17 protein-coding genes are annotated in these 19177 nt (G+C 58.7%); 11 read left to right on the top strand and 6 right to left on the bottom strand.

Annotated features, from left to right (window positions below):
• From JQ863_RS17035 to JQ863_RS17020, 4 genes are all read right to left on the bottom strand, one after another.
• Complete coding sequence (locus JQ863_RS17035; protein WP_204115548.1) at window positions 1–1071, bottom strand: enolase C-terminal domain-like protein; 1071 nt, start codon at window positions 1069–1071, stop codon at window positions 1–3.
• A gap of 80 nt (window positions 1072–1151) precedes the next feature.
• Window positions 1152–2009 (bottom strand): carbohydrate ABC transporter permease, encoded by an 858-nt coding sequence (locus JQ863_RS17030; RefSeq protein WP_204115547.1) that lies wholly within the window; start codon window positions 2007–2009, stop codon window positions 1152–1154.
• Window positions 2006–2893 carry a carbohydrate ABC transporter permease gene (locus tag JQ863_RS17025; protein ID WP_204115546.1) on the bottom strand — a complete coding sequence of 296 codons (888 nt, stop codon included), beginning with the start codon at window positions 2891–2893 and terminating at the stop codon, window positions 2006–2008. The genes JQ863_RS17030 and JQ863_RS17025 overlap by 4 nt, the downstream gene beginning before the upstream one ends.
• A 25-nt stretch (window positions 2894–2918) precedes the next feature.
• A complete protein-coding gene (locus JQ863_RS17020; RefSeq protein ID WP_204115545.1) occupies window positions 2919–4235 on the bottom strand; it encodes an ABC transporter substrate-binding protein in 1317 nt (438 codons plus the stop codon).
• 199 nt (window positions 4236–4434) lie between these two features.
• Between JQ863_RS17020 and JQ863_RS17015 the strand changes: the two genes are divergently transcribed.
• Genes JQ863_RS17015 through JQ863_RS17000 form a run of 4 tightly spaced genes read left to right on the top strand, consistent with a single transcriptional unit; the run spans window position 4435 to window position 8252 of the window.
• Entirely contained in the window at window positions 4435–5454 is a 1020-nt protein-coding gene (locus tag JQ863_RS17015) for a LacI family DNA-binding transcriptional regulator (RefSeq protein ID WP_204115544.1), read from the top strand.
• A gap of 46 nt (window positions 5455–5500) precedes the next feature.
• Window positions 5501–6556 (top strand): Gfo/Idh/MocA family protein, encoded by a 1056-nt coding sequence (locus tag JQ863_RS17010; protein ID WP_204115543.1) that lies wholly within the window; start codon window positions 5501–5503, stop codon window positions 6554–6556.
• A gap of 4 nt (window positions 6557–6560) precedes the next feature.
• Window positions 6561–7289 carry an SDR family NAD(P)-dependent oxidoreductase gene (locus JQ863_RS17005; RefSeq protein WP_239113556.1) on the top strand — a complete coding sequence of 243 codons (729 nt, stop codon included), beginning with the start codon at window positions 6561–6563 and terminating at the stop codon, window positions 7287–7289.
• A 12-nt stretch (window positions 7290–7301) separates the two neighbouring features.
• Complete coding sequence (locus JQ863_RS17000) at window positions 7302–8252, top strand: amidohydrolase family protein (protein WP_204115541.1); 951 nt, start codon at window positions 7302–7304, stop codon at window positions 8250–8252.
• A 96-nt stretch (window positions 8253–8348) separates the two neighbouring features.
• Here the strand turns inward: JQ863_RS17000 and JQ863_RS16995 are convergent, their stop codons facing one another.
• Together JQ863_RS16995 and JQ863_RS16990 are read right to left on the bottom strand one after the other, a co-directional pair.
• Window positions 8349–9590 (bottom strand): L-rhamnose isomerase, encoded by a 1242-nt coding sequence (locus JQ863_RS16995; RefSeq protein ID WP_204115540.1) that lies wholly within the window; start codon window positions 9588–9590, stop codon window positions 8349–8351.
• Between the two features lie 23 nt (window positions 9591–9613).
• Complete coding sequence (locus JQ863_RS16990; protein WP_204115539.1) at window positions 9614–11749, bottom strand: bifunctional rhamnulose-1-phosphate aldolase/short-chain dehydrogenase; 2136 nt, start codon at window positions 11747–11749, stop codon at window positions 9614–9616.
• 154 nt (window positions 11750–11903) lie between these two features.
• Here JQ863_RS16990 and JQ863_RS16985 point away from each other — a divergent pair, with 154 nt between their 5' ends.
• The 7 genes from JQ863_RS16985 (at window position 11904) to JQ863_RS16955 (ending at window position 19018) form a co-directional block, all read left to right on the top strand.
• Complete coding sequence (locus JQ863_RS16985; protein ID WP_204115538.1) at window positions 11904–12710, top strand: DeoR/GlpR family DNA-binding transcription regulator; 807 nt, start codon at window positions 11904–11906, stop codon at window positions 12708–12710.
• Window positions 12711–12806: 96 nt separating this feature from the next.
• Window positions 12807–13751 carry a rhamnose ABC transporter substrate-binding protein gene (rhaS, locus tag JQ863_RS16980; protein WP_420826285.1) on the top strand — a complete coding sequence of 315 codons (945 nt, stop codon included), beginning with the start codon at window positions 12807–12809 and terminating at the stop codon, window positions 13749–13751.
• A 79-nt stretch (window positions 13752–13830) separates the two neighbouring features.
• Window positions 13831–15351 carry a sugar ABC transporter ATP-binding protein gene (locus JQ863_RS16975; protein WP_204115536.1) on the top strand — a complete coding sequence of 507 codons (1521 nt, stop codon included), beginning with the start codon at window positions 13831–13833 and terminating at the stop codon, window positions 15349–15351.
• A 13-nt stretch (window positions 15352–15364) separates the two neighbouring features.
• Window positions 15365–16348: an ABC transporter permease gene (locus tag JQ863_RS16970; protein ID WP_204115535.1), complete on the top strand. Its 984-nt coding sequence runs from the start codon at window positions 15365–15367 to the stop codon at window positions 16346–16348.
• Window positions 16345–17328: an ABC transporter permease gene (locus JQ863_RS16965; RefSeq protein WP_204115534.1), complete on the top strand. Its 984-nt coding sequence runs from the start codon at window positions 16345–16347 to the stop codon at window positions 17326–17328. Before JQ863_RS16970 ends, JQ863_RS16965 begins: the two co-directional genes overlap by 4 nt.
• Window positions 17328–17642 (top strand): L-rhamnose mutarotase, encoded by a 315-nt coding sequence (gene rhaM / locus JQ863_RS16960; protein ID WP_204115533.1) that lies wholly within the window; start codon window positions 17328–17330, stop codon window positions 17640–17642. Before JQ863_RS16965 ends, rhaM begins: the two co-directional genes overlap by 1 nt.
• Window positions 17639–19018 carry an FGGY-family carbohydrate kinase gene (locus JQ863_RS16955; RefSeq protein ID WP_204115532.1) on the top strand — a complete coding sequence of 460 codons (1380 nt, stop codon included), beginning with the start codon at window positions 17639–17641 and terminating at the stop codon, window positions 19016–19018. The genes rhaM and JQ863_RS16955 overlap by 4 nt, the downstream gene beginning before the upstream one ends.
• Window positions 19019–19177 lie beyond the last annotated feature (159 nt).

The raw sequence follows: 19177 nt of genomic DNA, 5'->3' as shown, positions 1-19177 counted from the left end.
TCAACCTCCCTTGGATGATGATGTGTCCGCCTCGAACGCGGGCAGAACTGAGTCAGGTGGGCGATTGCCCTCGGGGTCACGGGAAATGGCGACACGGCCATCCGAAATCTCGGGTCGCGGACCCATCAAACTATAGAGCGGAGACGTCTCGCCCCTATCGACACACTCCACCAGAGCATCAACCTGGCGCGTGGCAGCCAGAGCCAGCGCCCAAGGCTGTTCGCAGGTGTTGTGAAGGATTACTCTGGTCTTCGTTTCTCCGGCCAGATCCAGAATTCGAAGCGTTTCAGTGACACCGCCCGCCCATGCAACATCCGGCTGAAGGACACCGACCACACCGCTGCGCAACAGGTCGGCGCAATCAGCCAGCGAAAACGCGAAGTTCCCAAGCGCAAGGTCAATCTTCGGGTCCAATGCGTCGCGAATGCGCTGCAACCCCTCAATGTCCTGCGGCGGAATGGGATCTTCGATCCAAGCAACCGGCAGATCCGAGACGGCTTCGGCAAATCGCAGCGTATAGTCGGCGTCCCAGGCAAGGAAAGCGTCGATCATGATTGGAACGTCTGGACCCGCAGCTTCGGCAAATCGGCGCATCAGTGCGACATTGGCCTCAAGCCCTTCCTGCCCGCTTTCGGGGCCGTAGGGTGCCGCAGCCTTGAGCCCCGGCCAGTAGGTCCCGGCAAATGCCTCGGGGCGCGGCGTTGTCATGTAGACAGGCACGCTGTCGATTGAGGCACCCCCCAAATGATCCACCAGCGATGTCGCCTTGGACTTGGCCGTCAAGTCCCACAAGGCGATGTCGATACCCGCGACCGCCATCATTGCAAAGCCCGAACGGTCGTTCGGCAACAGGGACGCGGACATTTGTCGGTTTAGCATTTCGAGATCATCAAAGGACTCACCCTCGAGCAATCGGGCCAAGTGCGAATTGATGATCATCTCGACCACTTCACCACCGTTGGTGCAACTCCAACCGATGACACCAGTGTCAGCCTCGACGCGGACAAAGACCTTCTTGGTTGGCCACATCCAGCTGGCCCGCGCTTCGGCAAACCGGGGAAACTGAGACATCGGCGACGCAACGCGGGTTGTCTGAAGCGCCTGCCTCTGGAACCCGACGTCAACAGCGCGCGCAGTTATCGAACGGATCATCATCCTTTTACCGCCCCCGCCAATAGGCCGCGCGTGAAGTAGCGCTGACCGAAGAAGAAGACGAGCATGATCGGCAAGGCGACGATTGTTGCTGCCGCTCCGACGAACTGGAATTCGAGGGTGAAAAGTTCGACAAAGCTGGCAAGCCCGATGGTCACGGTCTTGTTCTCATTGGATTCCAGAAGGATCGAGGCAAAGGCGAACTCTGACCATGCGCCTACAAAGTGCCACATGGCGGCAGTGATCAGCGCGGGCGTCGCCAGCGGCAGAACAACGAGTGCCATGCTCTGCAGACGGCTTGCGCCATCCATCATCGCGCTTTCCTCAAGCTCACGCGGGATTTCGCGCAAGGAAGATGCGATGATCCAAGTCGCGAAGGGCAGACCAAAAGCTGAGTATAGGAGAACAAGGCCGATGGGGCTGTCTTGCAGGCCAATCATGCTCATCAGCCGGTAGGTCGGCAGAAGCAATGCGGCGCCCTGGAACATGCGGCTGATGAGGAGACCGCCAAGGATCAGGTCACGCCCGGGAAAGTGGAGCCGGGCGAATGCGTATCCAGCAAGTGTCCCGAAAAACACCACCAAGATTGTCGAACTGATCGCGATGAAGAAGCTGTTTCCGATCAGGCGCGGCCAGTCCAGAAGCTGTCCTTTCTGGTGTGTAGGCGAGAACAGCGCCTTGTAAGCGTCCAGCGTCGGAGCTTCCGGCCAGAACGAAATCGGCAGGGCTGCAAGCTCGGCCTGTGTCTTGAATGAAGCCAGGAACAGCCAGAAGATCGGAAACAGGATGTAAATGGCGATGACCAAACCGACCAGGCTGAGGGCCAACCAATAAAGCGTGCGGGGTGTCTCGTTCATTTCGAACCCTCCGATGCCCAGGAGCGGCGGTTAATGTAGAGGTAAAGACCAACAATCGACGCCAGCATCACGAGATTGATGACCGACATGGCCGACGCGACGCCCCAATTGAAGAACTCGAAGCTCTGTTGATAGATGTAGGTCGCCATGATTTGGCTGGCGTTGGCGGGCCCGCCACCAGTCATGATCCAGGGCAAGGCAAATTCAGCCGTGATCCAGATCATCGAGATGACAGTTACGGCGGTCAGCGAAAACGCGATGTTGGGAATGACGACGAAGCGGAACCGTTCGAACGCGGTGGCGCCATCCATACGTGCCGCCTCGATCTGATCATCGGGAACGGAGCGGATAGCGGCACAAAGGATCAGCGCGACCAGCGGCATCTTGCGCCAGATCAGCACGACAACAAGGGTCCACATGACCAGCTTTGGATCCCCAAGGAACGAGATCGTCTCTTCGGTCAACCCAGTGGATTCCAGGGTTTGACCGATGATCCCGACCTGCCCGTGCAACATCCACTTCCATGCCATTGCAGTCACCACGTCAGGCAAGACCCACGGCAGAAGGATCAGGGCGCGCAGCCCGGTCGTCATCCGGCTGTCGATGGCAAGGAAGGTCCCCACACCCAACCCCACCAGAACGCACATAAGCGTGCCGCCAAGGATCCAGATCGCGGTGTTTTTCATCACCAACCAGAACACCGGATCCGATGTCAGGGCGGTGAAGTTGCTGAACGTGCCAAAGCCGCGCTCTTGGCCCATGACGATTTTCGTCAGGCTGAGCGTGCCCACGTTGTAGGTGGGCCCGATGACGAACGCCAGAACGGCGGCCACCACGGGCAGTATCATGAAATACGCCAATAGGCGGTCGTTTTGCATGGTCATCGAGCCCCTTGCTTGCTGGTTCAGATCAGCCGCGGATCAGATCGATCTGCGCCTGTGCTGCTTTTGTTGCGTCGTCCAGCGCCTGCTGCGGCGTTTTCTGGCCAAGGACCGCCTCTTGAATGGCGGTTCCCAGCGCGGATTCGATGGCCGAAACGCCAATGAAACGCGGCATCGGGGCAGCACCTTCGAACAACGAACCCGCGTTGTAGGCTTCGACCCAATTCGGCCAGACCTCGGCAAGCTCTGCATTGTCCCACGCGGCCTTGCCTGCGGGAATTCGTGCGACCTCGGGCTGACCACCCCAGATTTCCAACTGCTCGTCCTGAGACCAGAAATCGAGGTACTCGACAGCTGCTTCAGGGTTCTTGGCACGCGACGACACCATCAAGATGGCAGTCGGATCCATGATCGCATTGACCGGGGCATAGCTGCCGGATGGTGTATCAGGGCGCGGCATCGGCACGCCGGTCCACCGAACGTCGTCGTTCACGCCCCAGGGGGTGTTCAGCCACGACAGGCCGATCCACATCGCCGAGCGGCCCTGACCGAACAGTTGCGCCGTGTCACGGAAGAATGTTTCTGTCAGCGATGTCGCCGCCGGCGTCGACCCGTCTGCGATCAGATCGACATAAAGCTGAAGTGCATCAACCACACCGGCGTCATTCAACGTAACCTTGCCGGTCTCTTCGTCGAAGATCCGACCACCATTGGCATAGGCGATGCCCTCAAAGATATTGATGTCGACAGGTGCTGTTGTCGCCGGGAAAGCAAGACCTGGACGGTCAGGCTTGGTCATGGCCTTGGCGTATTCACGCAACTCTTCCCAGGTCGCCGGGGGACGGTCGAAACCGGCCTCTTCCAGCGCATCTAGGTTCACGGCAAGGAAGCTGGCCATGTCAACGTAGGTCGGCAGGCCATAAAGCTTACCCTCATGCATTCCCGAGTTCATGACCTCGGGAACAATACGGTCTTTCCAGCCGGGGATCTTGTCGGCGGCAATGTCATCCAGCGGCTGCACCATGTCGAAACCGACAAATTCCGGGATATCTTGACCGAAGGCGATAATCACGTCGGCCAGACGTTTGGTCTGGAAACCCGCCAATATCTTTTGACGGCGGATCTGCCCGTTGAAGTATGAGTAGTTCAGGTTGATGTCGGGGTGACCCGCTGAAAATGCATCATTGCGCCCGGCCCACTGCTCGACCTCATTCGGCGTCCCACCGAATTTCCACACCGAAAGCTCGCCCGAGGCGGCAAACGCGCTGTTCAGGGGGGCAAGTGCAGCTGCCCCTGCTGCGGCCGTGGTGCCCAGGAACCGGCGCCGGCTAATTGGGTTAGTCATGGTTTTCCTCCCGTTTGTGGCGCGGCCCTGTGCGGCGCCGAGAATCGAATGACATACGTGTATCATTTGATATTGACGGAACCTAGATGCAATGATACCCGTATGTCAATTGAAAATCGAAAACTGAGTTTTTGATCTGTTTTGAACGCCGGCTGGCTCGCAAAAGCGGCGCGCGCGGCACAGGGGAAGTGAGAATCGCATGGCGAATGAGGTCGGCAAGAAAGTGACGCTCAAAGACGTGGCCAGCGCTGCGGGGCTGTCGCTTATCACCGTTTCCCGTGCGCTCCGAGAACCGGATACCGTTCACCCCGCGACGCGCGACAAGATACAAAAGACCATTGACGAGATCGGCTATATCCCAAATCTCGCCGCCCGCTCTCTTGTATCGCAGCGTTCGGACATGATTGGCGTGGTTGTGCCAATTCTCGCCAGTTCACTTTTTGCCGATTTTGCTGAGGGGGTTTCGAAGACACTCGAACCGAATGGGCAGCGAATGCTGTTGGCCGTCAGCAACTGGTCGCCGGAACTTGAAGAAGAGGCCGTCAGGACATTCATCGCCCGCCAGGCGGACGCAATCATCCTGACCGGGTTCTCACACACTGACGCAACCCGCAGACTTCTGGACCGTTTCCCCGGCCCCGTCGTCGAGGCGTGGAACGTGCGTGACAACGTGATCGACAGCGCGGTCGGTTTCAACAACCACGCCGCTGCCGCCGAGATGACTCGTTACCTGATCGAAAAGGGATACCAGGAAATTGTGATGGTTGGGGGCGCATCGCTCAACAATGACCAGGCCGCCGACCGGACACGAGGCTTCATCGACGCGATGACACAGGCCGGTCGAGAGATCCGCCCGGATACAATTGTCGAATTCAACAACCCTGCGACCATTGAGGCGGGCGGCCCTATTCTGCGCGAATTGATGGCCCGTGACCGCAAGCCAGACGCCGTGTTTTTCCTTGCGGAACTTCCCGCCCATGGCGCCATGCTTTGGTGCATGTCGCACGGAGTTTCTGTCCCCGACGACGTTGCCATCGCCGGATTTGGTGACCTGAGCCTGTCTGCCTTGTTGCCGGTCCCGCTGACCACGGTTCGCATCCGTGGACGCGAAATTGGTGAACAGGCAGCGACGCAGCTGATCGACAGATTGAATGGCGCAGCGCCCAGACAGCAGATCAAGGATGTCGGCTATCGCCTGCAGATCAGGGGCAGCACGTGAACCGCCTCGCCCCGTCCAAGCCGTTCAATTTCGGAGACCGGATCAAATGGTAAAAGCAGCAGTTATCGGTGCGGGGCATTTTGCTTATCGCATGCACATTCCAGTTCTCGCGGCGCGGCCCGAGGTGGAACTGGACAGCGTGTGCCGGTTGGGTCGGCCCGAGTTGGACTTGATTCAAAAGGAATTCGGTTTCGCCTTCGCCACGGAAAACTGGCGCGAAGTACTTGACCGCGACGTCGACATCGCGGTCATCGCGTCCCCGCATGACCTGCACTATGAGCAGGCAAAAGCCTTCCTGGAAAAAGGATGCCACGTGTTGGTCGAAAAGCCGATGTGCCTGGAACCGGCAGAGGCATGGGACCTTGTCAGAGTGGCGGAAGGATCAAAGCGCGAATTGCTGGTTGCGTATGGCTGGAACTACAAGCCCGGCCTGGACGCAGCACGCGAAATGATTTCCCGGATCGGTGAAATCGAACATGTAGTCTGCCACATGGCCTCTTTCACGCGCGGGATATTCTCGGGGCAAGGCATGGGGCGCTGGAAGCACATCGCAATCCAACCGGACCGCTCGACATGGGAATCCCCGGATCAAGGCGGCGGCTATGCTTACGGTCAGCTTTCTCATGCGCTTGGATTGCTATTCTGGCTGACCGATTTGCGAACGGCACAGGTGCAGTCCATGACATTCGACGCCCCTACCTTCATCGATCTGCATGATGCCGCGTCTGTGCGTTTCACAAACGGAGCGACCGGGGTTTTCTCTGGCAGTTGCGGCGTCCCGGACGGTCACGGTTTTGAAGTCGACATTCGTCTCTATGGTGCGAAAGGGTCCGTCGTGCTGGACATCGAAACCGAACGGTTGACCCTGAAGCTTGGCAACGGTGAAACCGAAACAGCCACGGTGCCAAAGGGTGCCTGGGCCTACAGCTGCGAAGGTCCCGCCGGTCGCCTTGTCGATATCGCGCTGGGACGCGGGAAGAACGAAAGCCCGGGGCATGTCGGGGCCCGCGCGGTTGAAGCGATGCACGCGATCCTCGGCTCGTCAAATGCCGGAGGCACCCCTTTCAACATTAAACTGGCCGAGATGGTCAATGCGGAGTGACACAATGGAACAAATGGCAGTTGTAACCGGCGGCGCGCAGGGAATTGGCCGGGCAGTGGCTGACAAACTGACCCGGAATGGTGTGCGTGTCGCAGTCTGGGATCTGGACACGGATCTTGCAGAAAAGGCCGCGACCGAACTTGGCAACGGGGCATTCGCCTGCCATGTGGACGTCAGCAATTGGCAAAGCGTGGAAGCCGCAGCAGAACGTACAATTTCTCTGGGTGGACCGGTTTCGATCCTGGTGAACTCAGCAGGAATTGCGGGGTCAAACGCACCCTTGGTCGATTATCCTGTCGATGAGTTCAAGGCGATTACCGAGATCAACTTGTTGGGCACGTTTCATGTCAACCGCGCGATTGTTCCTTCAATGATCTCGGCAAAATACGGGCGGATCGTGAACATCGCATCGGTTGCGGGCAAAGAAGGCAACCCCAATGCCTCGGCATATTCGGCGTCGAAAGCGGGTGTCATTGGATTGACCAAGTCGCTGGGAAAAGAGCTGGCGCACATGGATATTGCCGTAAACTGCGTGACCCCTGCCGCCGCGCGCACACGAATTTTCGATCAGATGAAGCAAGAGCATATCGACTACATGCTGTCGAAAATTCCGCGCGGGCGGTTTCTTGAACTCGAAGAGGCGGCATCCATGATCGTTTGGCTGTGCTCACCCGAGAACAGCTTTACCACGGGGTCAGTCTTTGATCTTTCCGGTGGTCGGGCAACTTATTGACCTGCGCAGTAAATGGACATCAGCCAACCCTCCCGGTCATCTGGCTTTGACGACCTGTTCGACAACCTGCCGATCATCGACGGCCACCACCATCTTTGGCAAATCGACCGTTTCCCGTATCGGTGGCTGGTGCCAGATGCGCCCGCCGCCCGGTTTGGGGACAAGCGCGGCATCGCGCGAGACTATCTTTTAGACGAGCATCGTACGGCCTTTGGGGACCGGCAGCTGACGGGCAGCGTTCATGTTGAGGCCCATTGCGGTGCGACGGACCCCGTGGAAGAAACCCGGTGGCTGCAGGATGTGTCGGATCAATCTGGCTGGCCGCTGGCGATTGTCGGTGCCGTGGACTTGATGTCAGAAGGCGCGCGCGACCTTGTTGATCGCCACCGCGCCTTTCCAGCGCTGCGCGGCGTGCGATCGCCGGTAGCTTGGGATCACGCCGGCAGGTGGCGCGTGGCTTCGGAATCAGGCGTTCTTGAGTCACCAGTCTTCAGAAACGTTGCGCAATACCTGGCCGACCAGGAACTGTGCCTTGAGATGGTTGTGGTCCCCGACCAGCTTGACGAACTGGCCGAGTTTGCGCACTCGGTCCCACAGCTACAGATTGTCGTAGATCATTTTGGCACGCTTGAGCCCGATCAGCCGGACAATGCCGCGCGCTGGCGTCGTGGTATTGCAAGACTTGCGTCACTGCCAAACGTGTGCGTCAAACTTTCGGGTTTGTGGACAGTCAGCAAATCCTGGGATGCGACCGCCCTGACCCCGTTTGTTCACCATCTTCTGGACAGCATCGGCGCGGACCGCGTGTTCTATGGATCAAACGCGCCGGTTGAGATTGTGAATTGCCCCGTATCGCGCCAATTCGAGCAGTTGAAGACGGTCTTGGCCGATCGCTCCAAGTCGGAGGTTCGCTCGATTTTCCACGACACAGCGAGCCGAGTTTTTCGGTTCTCTGACGCCTAGCCCAAAACGCATCAGCGCAGACGAAAAGATGAGCATGGCGCGAACGGCACGTTGACGGGGAGTTGGCAATTGCCGTTCGCGTTGTTGCCGCCCCGATCAGGTTCGTGCGGCAACCTTGGACTGATAGGACGCCAGATCCGAGATCAGCGCCTTTCCACAGGGCACATCCATCCGGGCACAGAATTCCGCCCAGACCGCGCCGAACGGCAAATCCTTGGCCTCTTCCGTCAGCATCAGGCGGCTGGTGAAATCAAGCGCATTTTCCACGTCCTTCAACTCGGACATCGGCAAAAGAAGCGCACGCAGCAGCGCCTTTTGCATGTTGCGCGTGCCGATCACCCAGGCAGCGGTGCGGCTGATCGTGGCATCGAAGAAATCGAGCCCGACATGGGTGCGCCCCAGAAGATCTGATGCCACCAATTCCTGCGCCATCATCAGGATGTCGTCGTTCTGCAGAATGACGTGGTCGCTGTCCCAGCGCATCGGGCGCGAGACATGGAGCAGGATCTCGTCCACCGACAGGGCCACCGAACTCAGCTTGTCGGCGATGTTCTCGGTCGGGTGGAAATGCCCCATGTCGAGGCACAACACCGTGTTGTTGCGGATCGCATAACCGAGATAGAATTCGTGACTGCCGACGGTGCAGGCCTCGACCCCGATGCCGAACAGCTTGCTTTCCACCGCGTCCAGCATCCGGTTCTTGTCAATCTTCTGCGCCAGCATTTGATCCAGCGATGCCTCAAGCCGGGCGCGGGCGGCCATGCGGTCGATTGGAACGTCCTTGTAGCCATCGGGCACCCAGATGTTGTTCACCACCGGGCTGGCCAGCGCGTCGCCCATCTGCGCTGCGATCTCACGGGTGCGCTTGCCATGTTCGATCCAGAAATCGCGGATTCCCTTGTCAGGGTGGCTGAGCGTCAGGTTGTCGTCGGCCTTGGCATGGGCAAAAAAGGTCGGATTGAAGTCCAGCCCTATGCCCTGATCCTTGGCCCAGTCGACCCAAGGCGCGAAGTGGCGGAACTCGATCTCGTCTCTCTCGGGACTTTCATCCGTGTCCAGATACATCGCGTGAAGATTCAGCCGATGACGGCCGGGAATGCGCGAGTAGGCATAGTCGAGATCGGCCCGCAATTCGTCCGGCGTGCGGGCACGACCGGGGTGGTTCCCGGTGGCCTGGATGCCGCCGCCGGAACTGCCCGACTTTTTCTCAAAACCGACGACATCGTCGCCTTGCCAGCAATGCATCGAGATCGGAATCTCTTTCAGCGCGGAGATTGCTGCCTCGGTATCCACGCCCCAGTCCGCGAACTGGGCCTTTGCGGTTTCATATCCTGTCACTGTCTTCCTCCCCAGGATGCAGGTCAGCGCGTGAACGCCTGAACGTTGCCTGCGTCGACATTGATGATATTGCCGGTCGACTTGGCGGATGTGTCAGCGGCAAAGAAATAGCACGCTTCGGCGATATCCTCGGGCAGAACCGACCGTTTCAGCATCGAGCGCTGGCGGTACATCTCTTCCAGCCCACCCTTGTCGGTGCCATAGGTGCCTGCGCGCTGTTCCAGCCACTCGCCTTCCCAGATCTTCGAACCGCGTAGAACCGCATCCGGGTTGACCACGTTGACTCGGATGCCCGCTTCGGCCCCTTCCAGCGCAAGGCAGCGGGCCAAATGGATCTCTGACGCCTTGGCGGTGCAATAGGCCGAGGCATTGGGAGACGCGGCCAGACCGTTCTTCGACGCCACGAATACGATTGACCCGCCCATGTCCTGCACGCGCATCACCTTGAAGGTTTCGCGGCTGACAAGGAAATAGCCGGTGCTAAGGATGTCCATGTTCCGGTTCCACAGGTCCAGTGTCGTGTCTTCGACCGATGCGGAGGACGCAATCCCGGCGTTGGAAACCAGAATGTCGACGCCGCCAAACTCAACCGCCACTTCAGTGAGAGCGGCCATAACGCTTTGTTCGTCAGTTACGTCCATGCGGACTGTGCGCACGACGTCTTTGCCAAACTGCGACGACAGTTGGTCCTGTGTCTTGGCCAGGTTGCCCTCGTCGATATCGGCCAGCATCACGCAGGCCCCTTCCGACAAATGACGTTGCGCCGTAGCGGAGCCGATCCCACCCGCACCGCCGGTGATCAGCGCCACGCGCCCGGCCAGAGATTTGGGTTTCGGCATACGTTGCAGCTTGGCTTCTTCGAGAAGCCAGTATTCGATGTCGAAGGCTTCCTGCTCGGGCAGGCCCTGATATTCGCTGATCGCGCTGGCGCCGCGCATGACGTTGATCGCATTGACATAGAACTCGCCCGAGATGCGGGCCGTGGCCTTGTCCTTGGCAAAGGTGATCATGCCGACGCCGGGCACGAGATAGACAACCGCGTTCGGGTCACGCAGGGCCGGGCTGTTGTCCTTCTTGCAGCGCTCATAATAGGCGGCATAGTCGTTGCGATAGGCTTCGATCTGCGCCGGCAGCCCTTCAAGAACCGCATCGATATTGTTGGCGGCCGGGTCGAAATTGACCACCAGCGGCCGGATCTTGGTACGCAGGAAATGGTCGGGGCAGGATGTACCCAGCGCGGCCAAGGGCTCCATTTCCCTGGCATTCACGAATTCCAGAACCGCGTCAGAATCGTCGAAATGGCCAACCATGTGCTGGTTGCCCGAGACAAAACCGCGGATTGCGGGCATCAGGCGGGCCGCAACCGCGCGGCGCGCCTCGGGCGCAAGGCTTTCATGTCGCGCGCCACCGAAGGCGGGGACATCGCCGGTCTTTTCGCCCAGCCATGCCGTTGCCGCGTTGATCACATCAATGGTGGTGTCATAACAGGACCGCGCCGTATCACCCCATGTGAAAAGCCCGTGGCTTTCCAGCACAACGCCATCCGCATCCGGGTTCTCAAGGCAGAACTTCTCAAGCCATAGCCCCAGTTCATAGCCCGGTTTTTTCCACGGCAGCCAGCCGATCCGGTCGCCGAAAATCTGGGCCGTCAATTCGCGCGAGTTTTTGGAGGCGGCGATGGCGATGATCGCGTCGGCATGGACGTGGTCGACATGTTTGCGCGGCACATAGGCGTGCAATGGTGTGTCGATCGAGGCCGCACGCGGGTTCAGGTTGAAGGTGCAATGCGGCAGGTAGCCGACCATCTCATCCTCGAACTCGACCCCGCGATAAAGCCCCTTCAGCGCCTGCAGCTTGTCCATGTAGAGGGTCGAGAACCCGTCCATCTTGATCGAACCGATGTCCCCGCCCGATCCTTTGACCCAAAGCACCTCGGTCTGGTCTCCGGTCAGCGGGTCAGTCTCCATCACTTTGGCGGATGTGTTTCCCCCGCCATAATTGGTCACCCGCTTGTCCGCCCCGAGAATGTTCGAGCGGTAGAGAAGCAATTCCGATTCGCTCATCTTGGCGGTGGCGTCGTTGTCCCAACGGTTTTCAAGAAGCTGATTCCCAGCGGTTTTCACAGTCAAATCCTCCCAGTTGGCACCGATTGGCGCCATAGAAACTTGCAATGAACCTGATAGAATAGGCTCACAAAGTCAATCACTATCAATCATTAACAATCATCAAGTGACCGTTTGTGATTGAAATTGACAAATAATGATTGACACAAACCATCGAAACCCGCAGCATTGCGGACCAAGGGAGGACTTCATGCACGAAAAAGAGCGCCACAGGATTATTCTGTCCGCCGTTCAGGACCGGCCGGTTGTAACCGTTGCTGACCTGTGTGGGCTGACAGGTGCGTCCGAAGCGACCGTGCGTCGGGACATCGCCACATTGGACGAACTCAAGAAGCTGCGCCGCGTGCGCGGCGGCGCCGAAGCAATCAGTCCGCCGCAATTCGTCGGCCTTGCCGGGCGCCCCTTCTCGGTCAACCAGACCATGAACATTCTTGAGAAAGAGGCAATCGCGCGGGCCGCGGTCGATCTCTGCGAAGATGGTGACCCGATCATCATCAACGGCGGCACAACCACTTTCCAGATGGTGCATCCTCTGGCGACACGTCGGGTGCAGGTCTTTACCAACTCGTTTCCGATTGCCGAACACCTGCTGAAGCATTCCAAGAACACGATCATGCTGTCCGGTGGCGCGATCTATCGCGAACAGAACATCATCCTGTCGCCCTTCGACAATGACGTGACGCGCAACTTTTACGCCAAACGCATGTTCATGGGGGCACAGGGCATTGGCCCGCTTGGACTGATGGAGGCCGACCCGCTGATCATTCAAGCGGAGCAGAAACTGATCGGGCAAGCGGACGAGCTTGTCGTGCTGGCGGACAGTTCGAAGTTTGCGGTCCGGTCCAGCCTTGTGCTGTGCCCGCTCGCACAGATTGACACCGTGATCACCGACGACGGGATCTCGGACAGGGATGCGGCCATGCTTGAAGCGGCCGATGTGAAACTGATCGTCGCCGCATCCGGCGCAGGTCAGGACGATAAGGAAGTCGCCGGATGACCGGCGGAACCTGACAGAAAGTGTGACATTAGGGAGGACACCATGAAACGTCGCAACTTTACCAAACTCGTAGCCGGCCTCAGCCTTGTGGCCAGCATGATGGGCACCACGGCCATGGCCGACGACATGCGCATCGCGCTGGTTGTGAAGGCACTTGGCATCGGCTTCTTCGAAGCGGCGGCCAAGGGCGCCGAGGAAGCGGCCGCAGAACTGGGCGGCGTTGAAATCATTTATACCGGCCCGACCGACACCACTGCGGAAGGCCAGATCGAGGTGATCAACTCGCTGATCGCGCAGGGTGTCGACGCCATTGCGGTTTCGGCAAATGACACCGACGCGCTGGTGCCGACCCTGAAGAAGGCCCAGCAGCGGGGCATCACCGTGATCTCATGGGACTCAGGAGTTGCGCAGGAAGGTCGTCAGGTTCACCTGAACCCGTCGTCGAACGCGCTGATCGGCAACATGATCATCAAACTGGCCGCCGACCACCTGCCTGATGGCGGTGACGTGGCTGTCCTGTCGGCAACCACGACATCGACGAACCAGAACATCTGGATCGAAGAGATGACCAAAGTGATGGGCAATTATCCCGGCATCAACGTTGTTGCCACCGTCTATGGTGACGATCTGGCCGACAAGTCCTATCGCGAAGCGCAGGGCCTGATGCAGTCCTATCCCGATCTGGATGCCATCATTGCACCGACTTCGGTCGGAATCGTCGCCGCCGCTCAGGCTGTCGCGGATGCCGGCAAGATCGGCGAAGTCAACGTGACCGGACTGGGCCTGCCGTCCGAGATGGCCGGAGCCATCGAAAGCGGCGCATCCAAGTCCTTCGCCATCTGGAACCCGATCGACCTGGGTTATTCGGCTGCCATGATCGCCCACCAGCTGGCCACGGGCGCGGCAACAGCTGAACCCGGCGCGGAAATCTCGATTGGCCGCATGGGGACGATCACGCTGGACGACACCAACGCCGCAGCTATGGCCGATCCGTTTGTCTACGACAGCTCGAACATCGACGACTTCAAGTCGATTTTCTAAACCAAGCTGACAACTCAGAACATCCTGCCCCGGCGCCGTTCCAGTGCCGGGGCAGACTGAAACAGGTCGACGAATTCCCATGCAAGCCGAAAACCATATTCCCACTGGGTTCCAAAGCGCACCGGTCATGGCGCTGGACGGAATCACCAAAACCTTCCCGGGGGTCAAGGCGCTTTCCGATGTGGCGCTGAAACTTTACCCTGGCGAGGTGACTGCGCTGATCGGTGAAAACGGTGCGGGCAAGTCGACAGTGGTGAAGATTCTGACCGGAATCTATCAGCCCGACGGCGGCGCGATCCGTGTCGATGGCAATCCGGTTGTCTTTCCCACCGCCCAGGATGCCGCCGACGCGGGCATCACCGCCATCCACCAGGAAACAGTGCTGTTTGACGAATTGTCAGCGGCAGAGAACATTTTTCTGGGCCATGCACCGCGCGGCAAGTTCGGCCTGATTGACTGGGCCGAGATGGAGCGCCGGTCACGTGCCATCCTTGACAGTATCGGTGCCGAGATCGACCCGATGGCCAAGCTGCGCGACCTGGGGATTGCCAACAAGCACCTTGTCGCTATCGCCCGTGCCTTGTCGATTGACGCCCGAGTCGTGATCATGGACGAGCCAACTGCCGCCCTGTCGCACAAGGAAATTCACGAGCTTTATGAACTGGTCGAAAAGCTGAAGTCACAAGGCAAGGCCATCCTGTTCATCAGCCACAAGTTTGACGAGATATTCCGCATTGCCGACCGCTTTACCGTCTTCCGCGACGGCCAGTTCATCGGCGACGGCAAGATCAGTGATGTGACCGAAGCCGACCTCGTGAAGATGATGGTCGGGCGCGACGTGAGCCAGATTTTCCCGGATCGCACCCCCGTCATCGGCAATGAAGTGCTGCGGGTCGAGGGTTACAACCACCCGACCGAGTTCGCCGACATCTCGTTTGATCTGAAACGCGGTGAAATACTTGGGTTCTATGGGCTTGTCGGCGCTGGCCGGTCGGAGTTCATGCAGTCGTTGTTCGGGATCACGCGCCCTGCCAGTGGGACCGCAACGATCGACGGAACTGCAGCCCAGATACGATCCCCCGCCGACGCTGTCGCAAGCGGCATCGTTTATGTGCCAGAGGATCGGGGCAAACAGGGCGCGATCACAGCACTTCCGATCTTTCAAAACGTCACCTTGCCTTCGCTTGCGCGCACGTCGCGGCACGGGTTCATCCAACTGGCCGAAGAATTCAAACTGGCCCGGGAATACACCAGCCGACTTGATCTCAGGGCGGCGTCGCTGGACACGCCCGTCGGCAACCTGTCAGGCGGCAATCAGCAGAAAGTGGTGATCGCCAAATGGCTGGCAACCCAGCCCAAGGTGATCATCCTCGATGAGCCGACCAAGGGGATCGATATCGGATCGAAGGCGGCAGTACATGAATTCATGGCCGAACTCGCCCAGCAGGGGCTTGCGGTAATCATGGTCTCGTCCGAAATCCCGGAAATCCTGGGCATGTCAGACCGCGTCATCGTGATGCGGGAGGGGCGGATCGCGGCCAAGTTGTCGGGAGAGGAACTGACCCCGGAAACCCTTGTCCGCAACGCGGCCGGAATTTGAGAGGACCAAGCAGATGTTGAAACGTTTTCTTGCCTCACGTGAAATCCTGCTTTTGGGTGCCATTGTTGCGCTTCTTGTGGTGATCGCCACCCGGTTTCCCGCTTTCGTTGCCCCTAGCAACCTGGCGGATGTGTTCAACGACACCTCGCCGCTGATCCTGCTGGCGATTGGCCAGATGATCGTGATCCTGACCAAGTGCATCGACCTTAGCGTTGCTGCCAACCTCGCCTTGACCGGAATGGTGGTGGCGATGATCAATGTCGCCGCCCCGGGCATGCCAATTGTTGTTATCATCATGATCGCCGTGGGCCTTGGCACGCTTATGGGAATGACGAACGGGCTTCTGGTCTGGAAGCTGCAAATACCGCCAATCGTCGTGACCCTCGGCACCATGACAATCTTCCGTGGCATTATCTTCCTGATCTCGGACGGAAAATGGGTCAACAGCCATGAGATGAGCAGCGCGTTCAAGGCCTTCCCGCGTGCAGATTTGTTGGGCCTGCCTGTCATGAGCTGGACCGCGATCATTGCTGTGATCCTGTTCACCATCGTCATGACACGCACCACGATGGGCCGGTCCTTCTATGCCGTCGGTGGCAACCCCCACGCCGCGACCTATACCGGCATCGATGTCGGCAAGACCCAGTTCCGCGCCTTCACCATCTCGGGCGCCCTGGCCGGGCTGACCGGATACCTGTGGGTCTCGCGCTACTCAGTGGCCTATGTCGACATTGCCGGCGGGTTCGAGCTGGACGTGGTTGCGGCCTGCGTGATCGGTGGCGTGTCCATCGCAGGCGGAATTGGCACCGTCGGCGGCGCGCTTTTGGGGGCATTGTTCCTTGGCGTGATCAAGAACGCGCTGCCGGTCGTCAATATCTCTCCTTTCTGGCAACTGGCTATCTCGGGAAGCGCGATCATCATCGCCGTGGCACTGAATGCCCGCGCCAACCGTGAAAAAGGCCGGATCATCCTCAAGACAGCGGAGCATGCCACATGAGCCAGTCCGAGCGCATCATTGTCGACCGCCTGCAATCTCCGGCCGAGCGTTACCTGAAAAGCTGGGAAAGCCTGCTGCTGCTGGTGGCGGTCGCGATCTTCATCGCCAACAGCTTTGCCTCGCCCTATTTCCTGAATGCCTGGAACCTCAGCGACGCCACTTTCAACTTTACTGAAAAGGCGATGATCGCCTTTGCCATGGCCCTGTTGATCATCTCGGGCGAGATCGACCTGTCGGTTGCCTCGATCATCGCGCTGGCTTCGACGGCTATGGGGGCCGCTGTCCAGATGGGTGTGGGCACACCGGGCCTGATCATGGTCGGTCTGGGCACCGGATTGCTGTGCGGCGCCTTCAACGGCTTCCTTGTGACACGGCTCGGGCTGCCTTCAATTGTCGTCACCATCGGCACGATGAGCCTGTTTCGCGGCATCAGCTATATCGTGCTGGGCGACCAGGCCTATCGCGGATACCCCTCGGATTTTGCCTTTTTCGGACAGGGATATGTCTGGTGGGTGATTTCCTTCGAGTTTGTTCTGTTCGCGATCATCGCCGTGATCTTCGCAATCCTTTTGCACAAGACCAACTTCGGCCGTGCCGTCTATGCCATCGGCAACAACCCGACCGGCGCCTTGTTCTCGGGCATCCGGGTGCCAAGGGTAAAATTCATCCTGTTCCTGCTGACCGGGTTGATGTCAGGGGTAGCGGCAATTTGCCTGACATCGCGCCTTGGTTCGACCCGTCCCTCGATCGCCTTCGGCTGGGAGCTAGAGGTCGTCACCATGGTTGTCCTTGGCGGCGTCAACATCCTCGGCGGGTCCGGGTCTATCCCCGGCGTTGTGATCGCAGCCTTCGTAATGGGGCTGGTCACATTCGGACTTGGCCTTCTGAACGTGCCGGGTATCGTCATGTCCATCGTGATCGGCGCCTTGCTGATCGGGGTGATCGCGCTGCCGCGTCTGTGGGAAAAATGGAGGCGGTGATGGAAAAATACGCGTTCAAGATGCGGCTTTCACCCGGCTGCGAAGCCGAATACAAACGCCGCCACGACGCGATCTGGCCGGAGCTTGTGGCACTTCTGAAAACCGCAGGAATCTCGGATTACTCGATCCATCTCGACCCTGAAACCAATATCCTGTTCGGCGTTTTATGGCGGATTAAGGATCATACAATGGACGACCTGCCGTCGCATGACATCATGAAACGCTGGTGGGCGCATATGGCGGACATTATGGAGTGCCACCCAGACAATGAGCCAGTCGTAACGCCACTTGCAACCGTCTTTCACATGCCATGACCAATAGGCACATTGCGGTCATAGACATAGGCAAGACTAACGCCAAACTGGCGCTCGTCGATCTTTCCGATCTGAGCGAGATTGCCGTCGTTACCCGGCCAAACAAAGTGCTGCCCGGTCCACCATGGCCTCATTTCGATGTCGATGGGCATTGGGATTTCCTTCTGGACGCGCTTCGACAATTTCACCGGGACCACAGCATCGATGCGATTACTATTACGACGCATGGCGCTTGCGCTGCGCTTCTCGATGAAAACGGCAGCCTGGCAGCGCCAATCCTGGACTATGAATTTGACGGCCCCGACGCGGCGGCCGAAGACTACTGCCGGGTCCGACCCGACTTTTCCGAAACCGGTTCGCCCGGCCTGCCCATGGGTCTCAACCTGGGTGCCCAGCTGCATTGGCAATTCGTGACGGATCCCCTGTTGCTGGGTCGCACGCAGACGATCGTCACATACCCTGGATACTGGGGATTTCGACTGACAGGGGTCGCAGCGTCCGAACCAACATCTCTTGGCTGCCACACCGATGTCTGGGCGCCTTATGAAGGTAACTATTCATCCTTGGCGGCTCGGCTAAACATCAGGGAGAAACTGGCTCCGGTCAAACAACCTGGCGAAATGTTGGGACCGATCCTACCCATCGTCGCGAAGAAGACGGGATTGCCCGCGGATACATTGGTTTATTGCGGGATCCACGATTCAAACGCCTCGCTCTTGCGGTATCTTCTGAACGACACTGGACCAAAGTCCATTGTCTCAACAGGGACTTGGGTGATCGCCATGTCCTTGGGTGGAAGGGAAATTCCATTGGATGCCACAAAGGACGTTTTGGTGAATGTGAACGCCTTGGGTCAACCCGTTCCATCAGCACGCTTCATGGGTGGTCGTGAATACGATCTTGCAATAGGAAAAAATCCCCCCCCCCCAACGACAGAGGACGTTGAGGCCGTGCTTCGTGAACGTGTGATGCTGATGCCTTCACTCGAACCCGACTCGGGCCCATTTCAGGGACACCTCGCGCGTTGGATCGGTTCAGAGCCACCGATAGGCAGCGCAGGGCGAGGGGCTGCAGTAGCCCTATATCTTGCCCTCATGACTTCGGAATGCTTGTCGAACATCGGGCATTCCGGCGAAATCGTAGTGGAAGGCCCATTCAACAGGAACGAGATGTTCCTGCATGCGTTAGCAGCCGTGACAGGCTCAAAGGTCTTGGCAGCAGACGGCGCAACGGGAACAAGCCAGGGTGCCGCACTTCTGGCTGGACGTTCAAGCCCTCACAACATGGACAACCTTCGGCCCTTTTCCGGTTCGATCTTCGATCGGGACGCTGTTCAAGCTTACGCGATGGCCTGGAGAGATCTGGCCCAAGGATGAACCAAAGATTTTGATCCAGAGTATCCCCGGCAACGGACTGGTGAAAATTCTACCGGATGATTGTTCGGTTTTGAACTTTGATACGTGTCCCGTTTCCGCGGGATTCGACCAACTGTTTTTCGAGGTGGTGTCCGCTTTGGGGGATTGCTGGGTTTTGGC

The organism is Shimia biformata (genome assembly GCF_016888515.1).
Lineage (GTDB): Bacteria > Pseudomonadota > Alphaproteobacteria > Rhodobacterales > Rhodobacteraceae > Shimia_A > Shimia_A biformata.
This window is presented reverse-complemented; position numbering and strand designations above follow the sequence as displayed.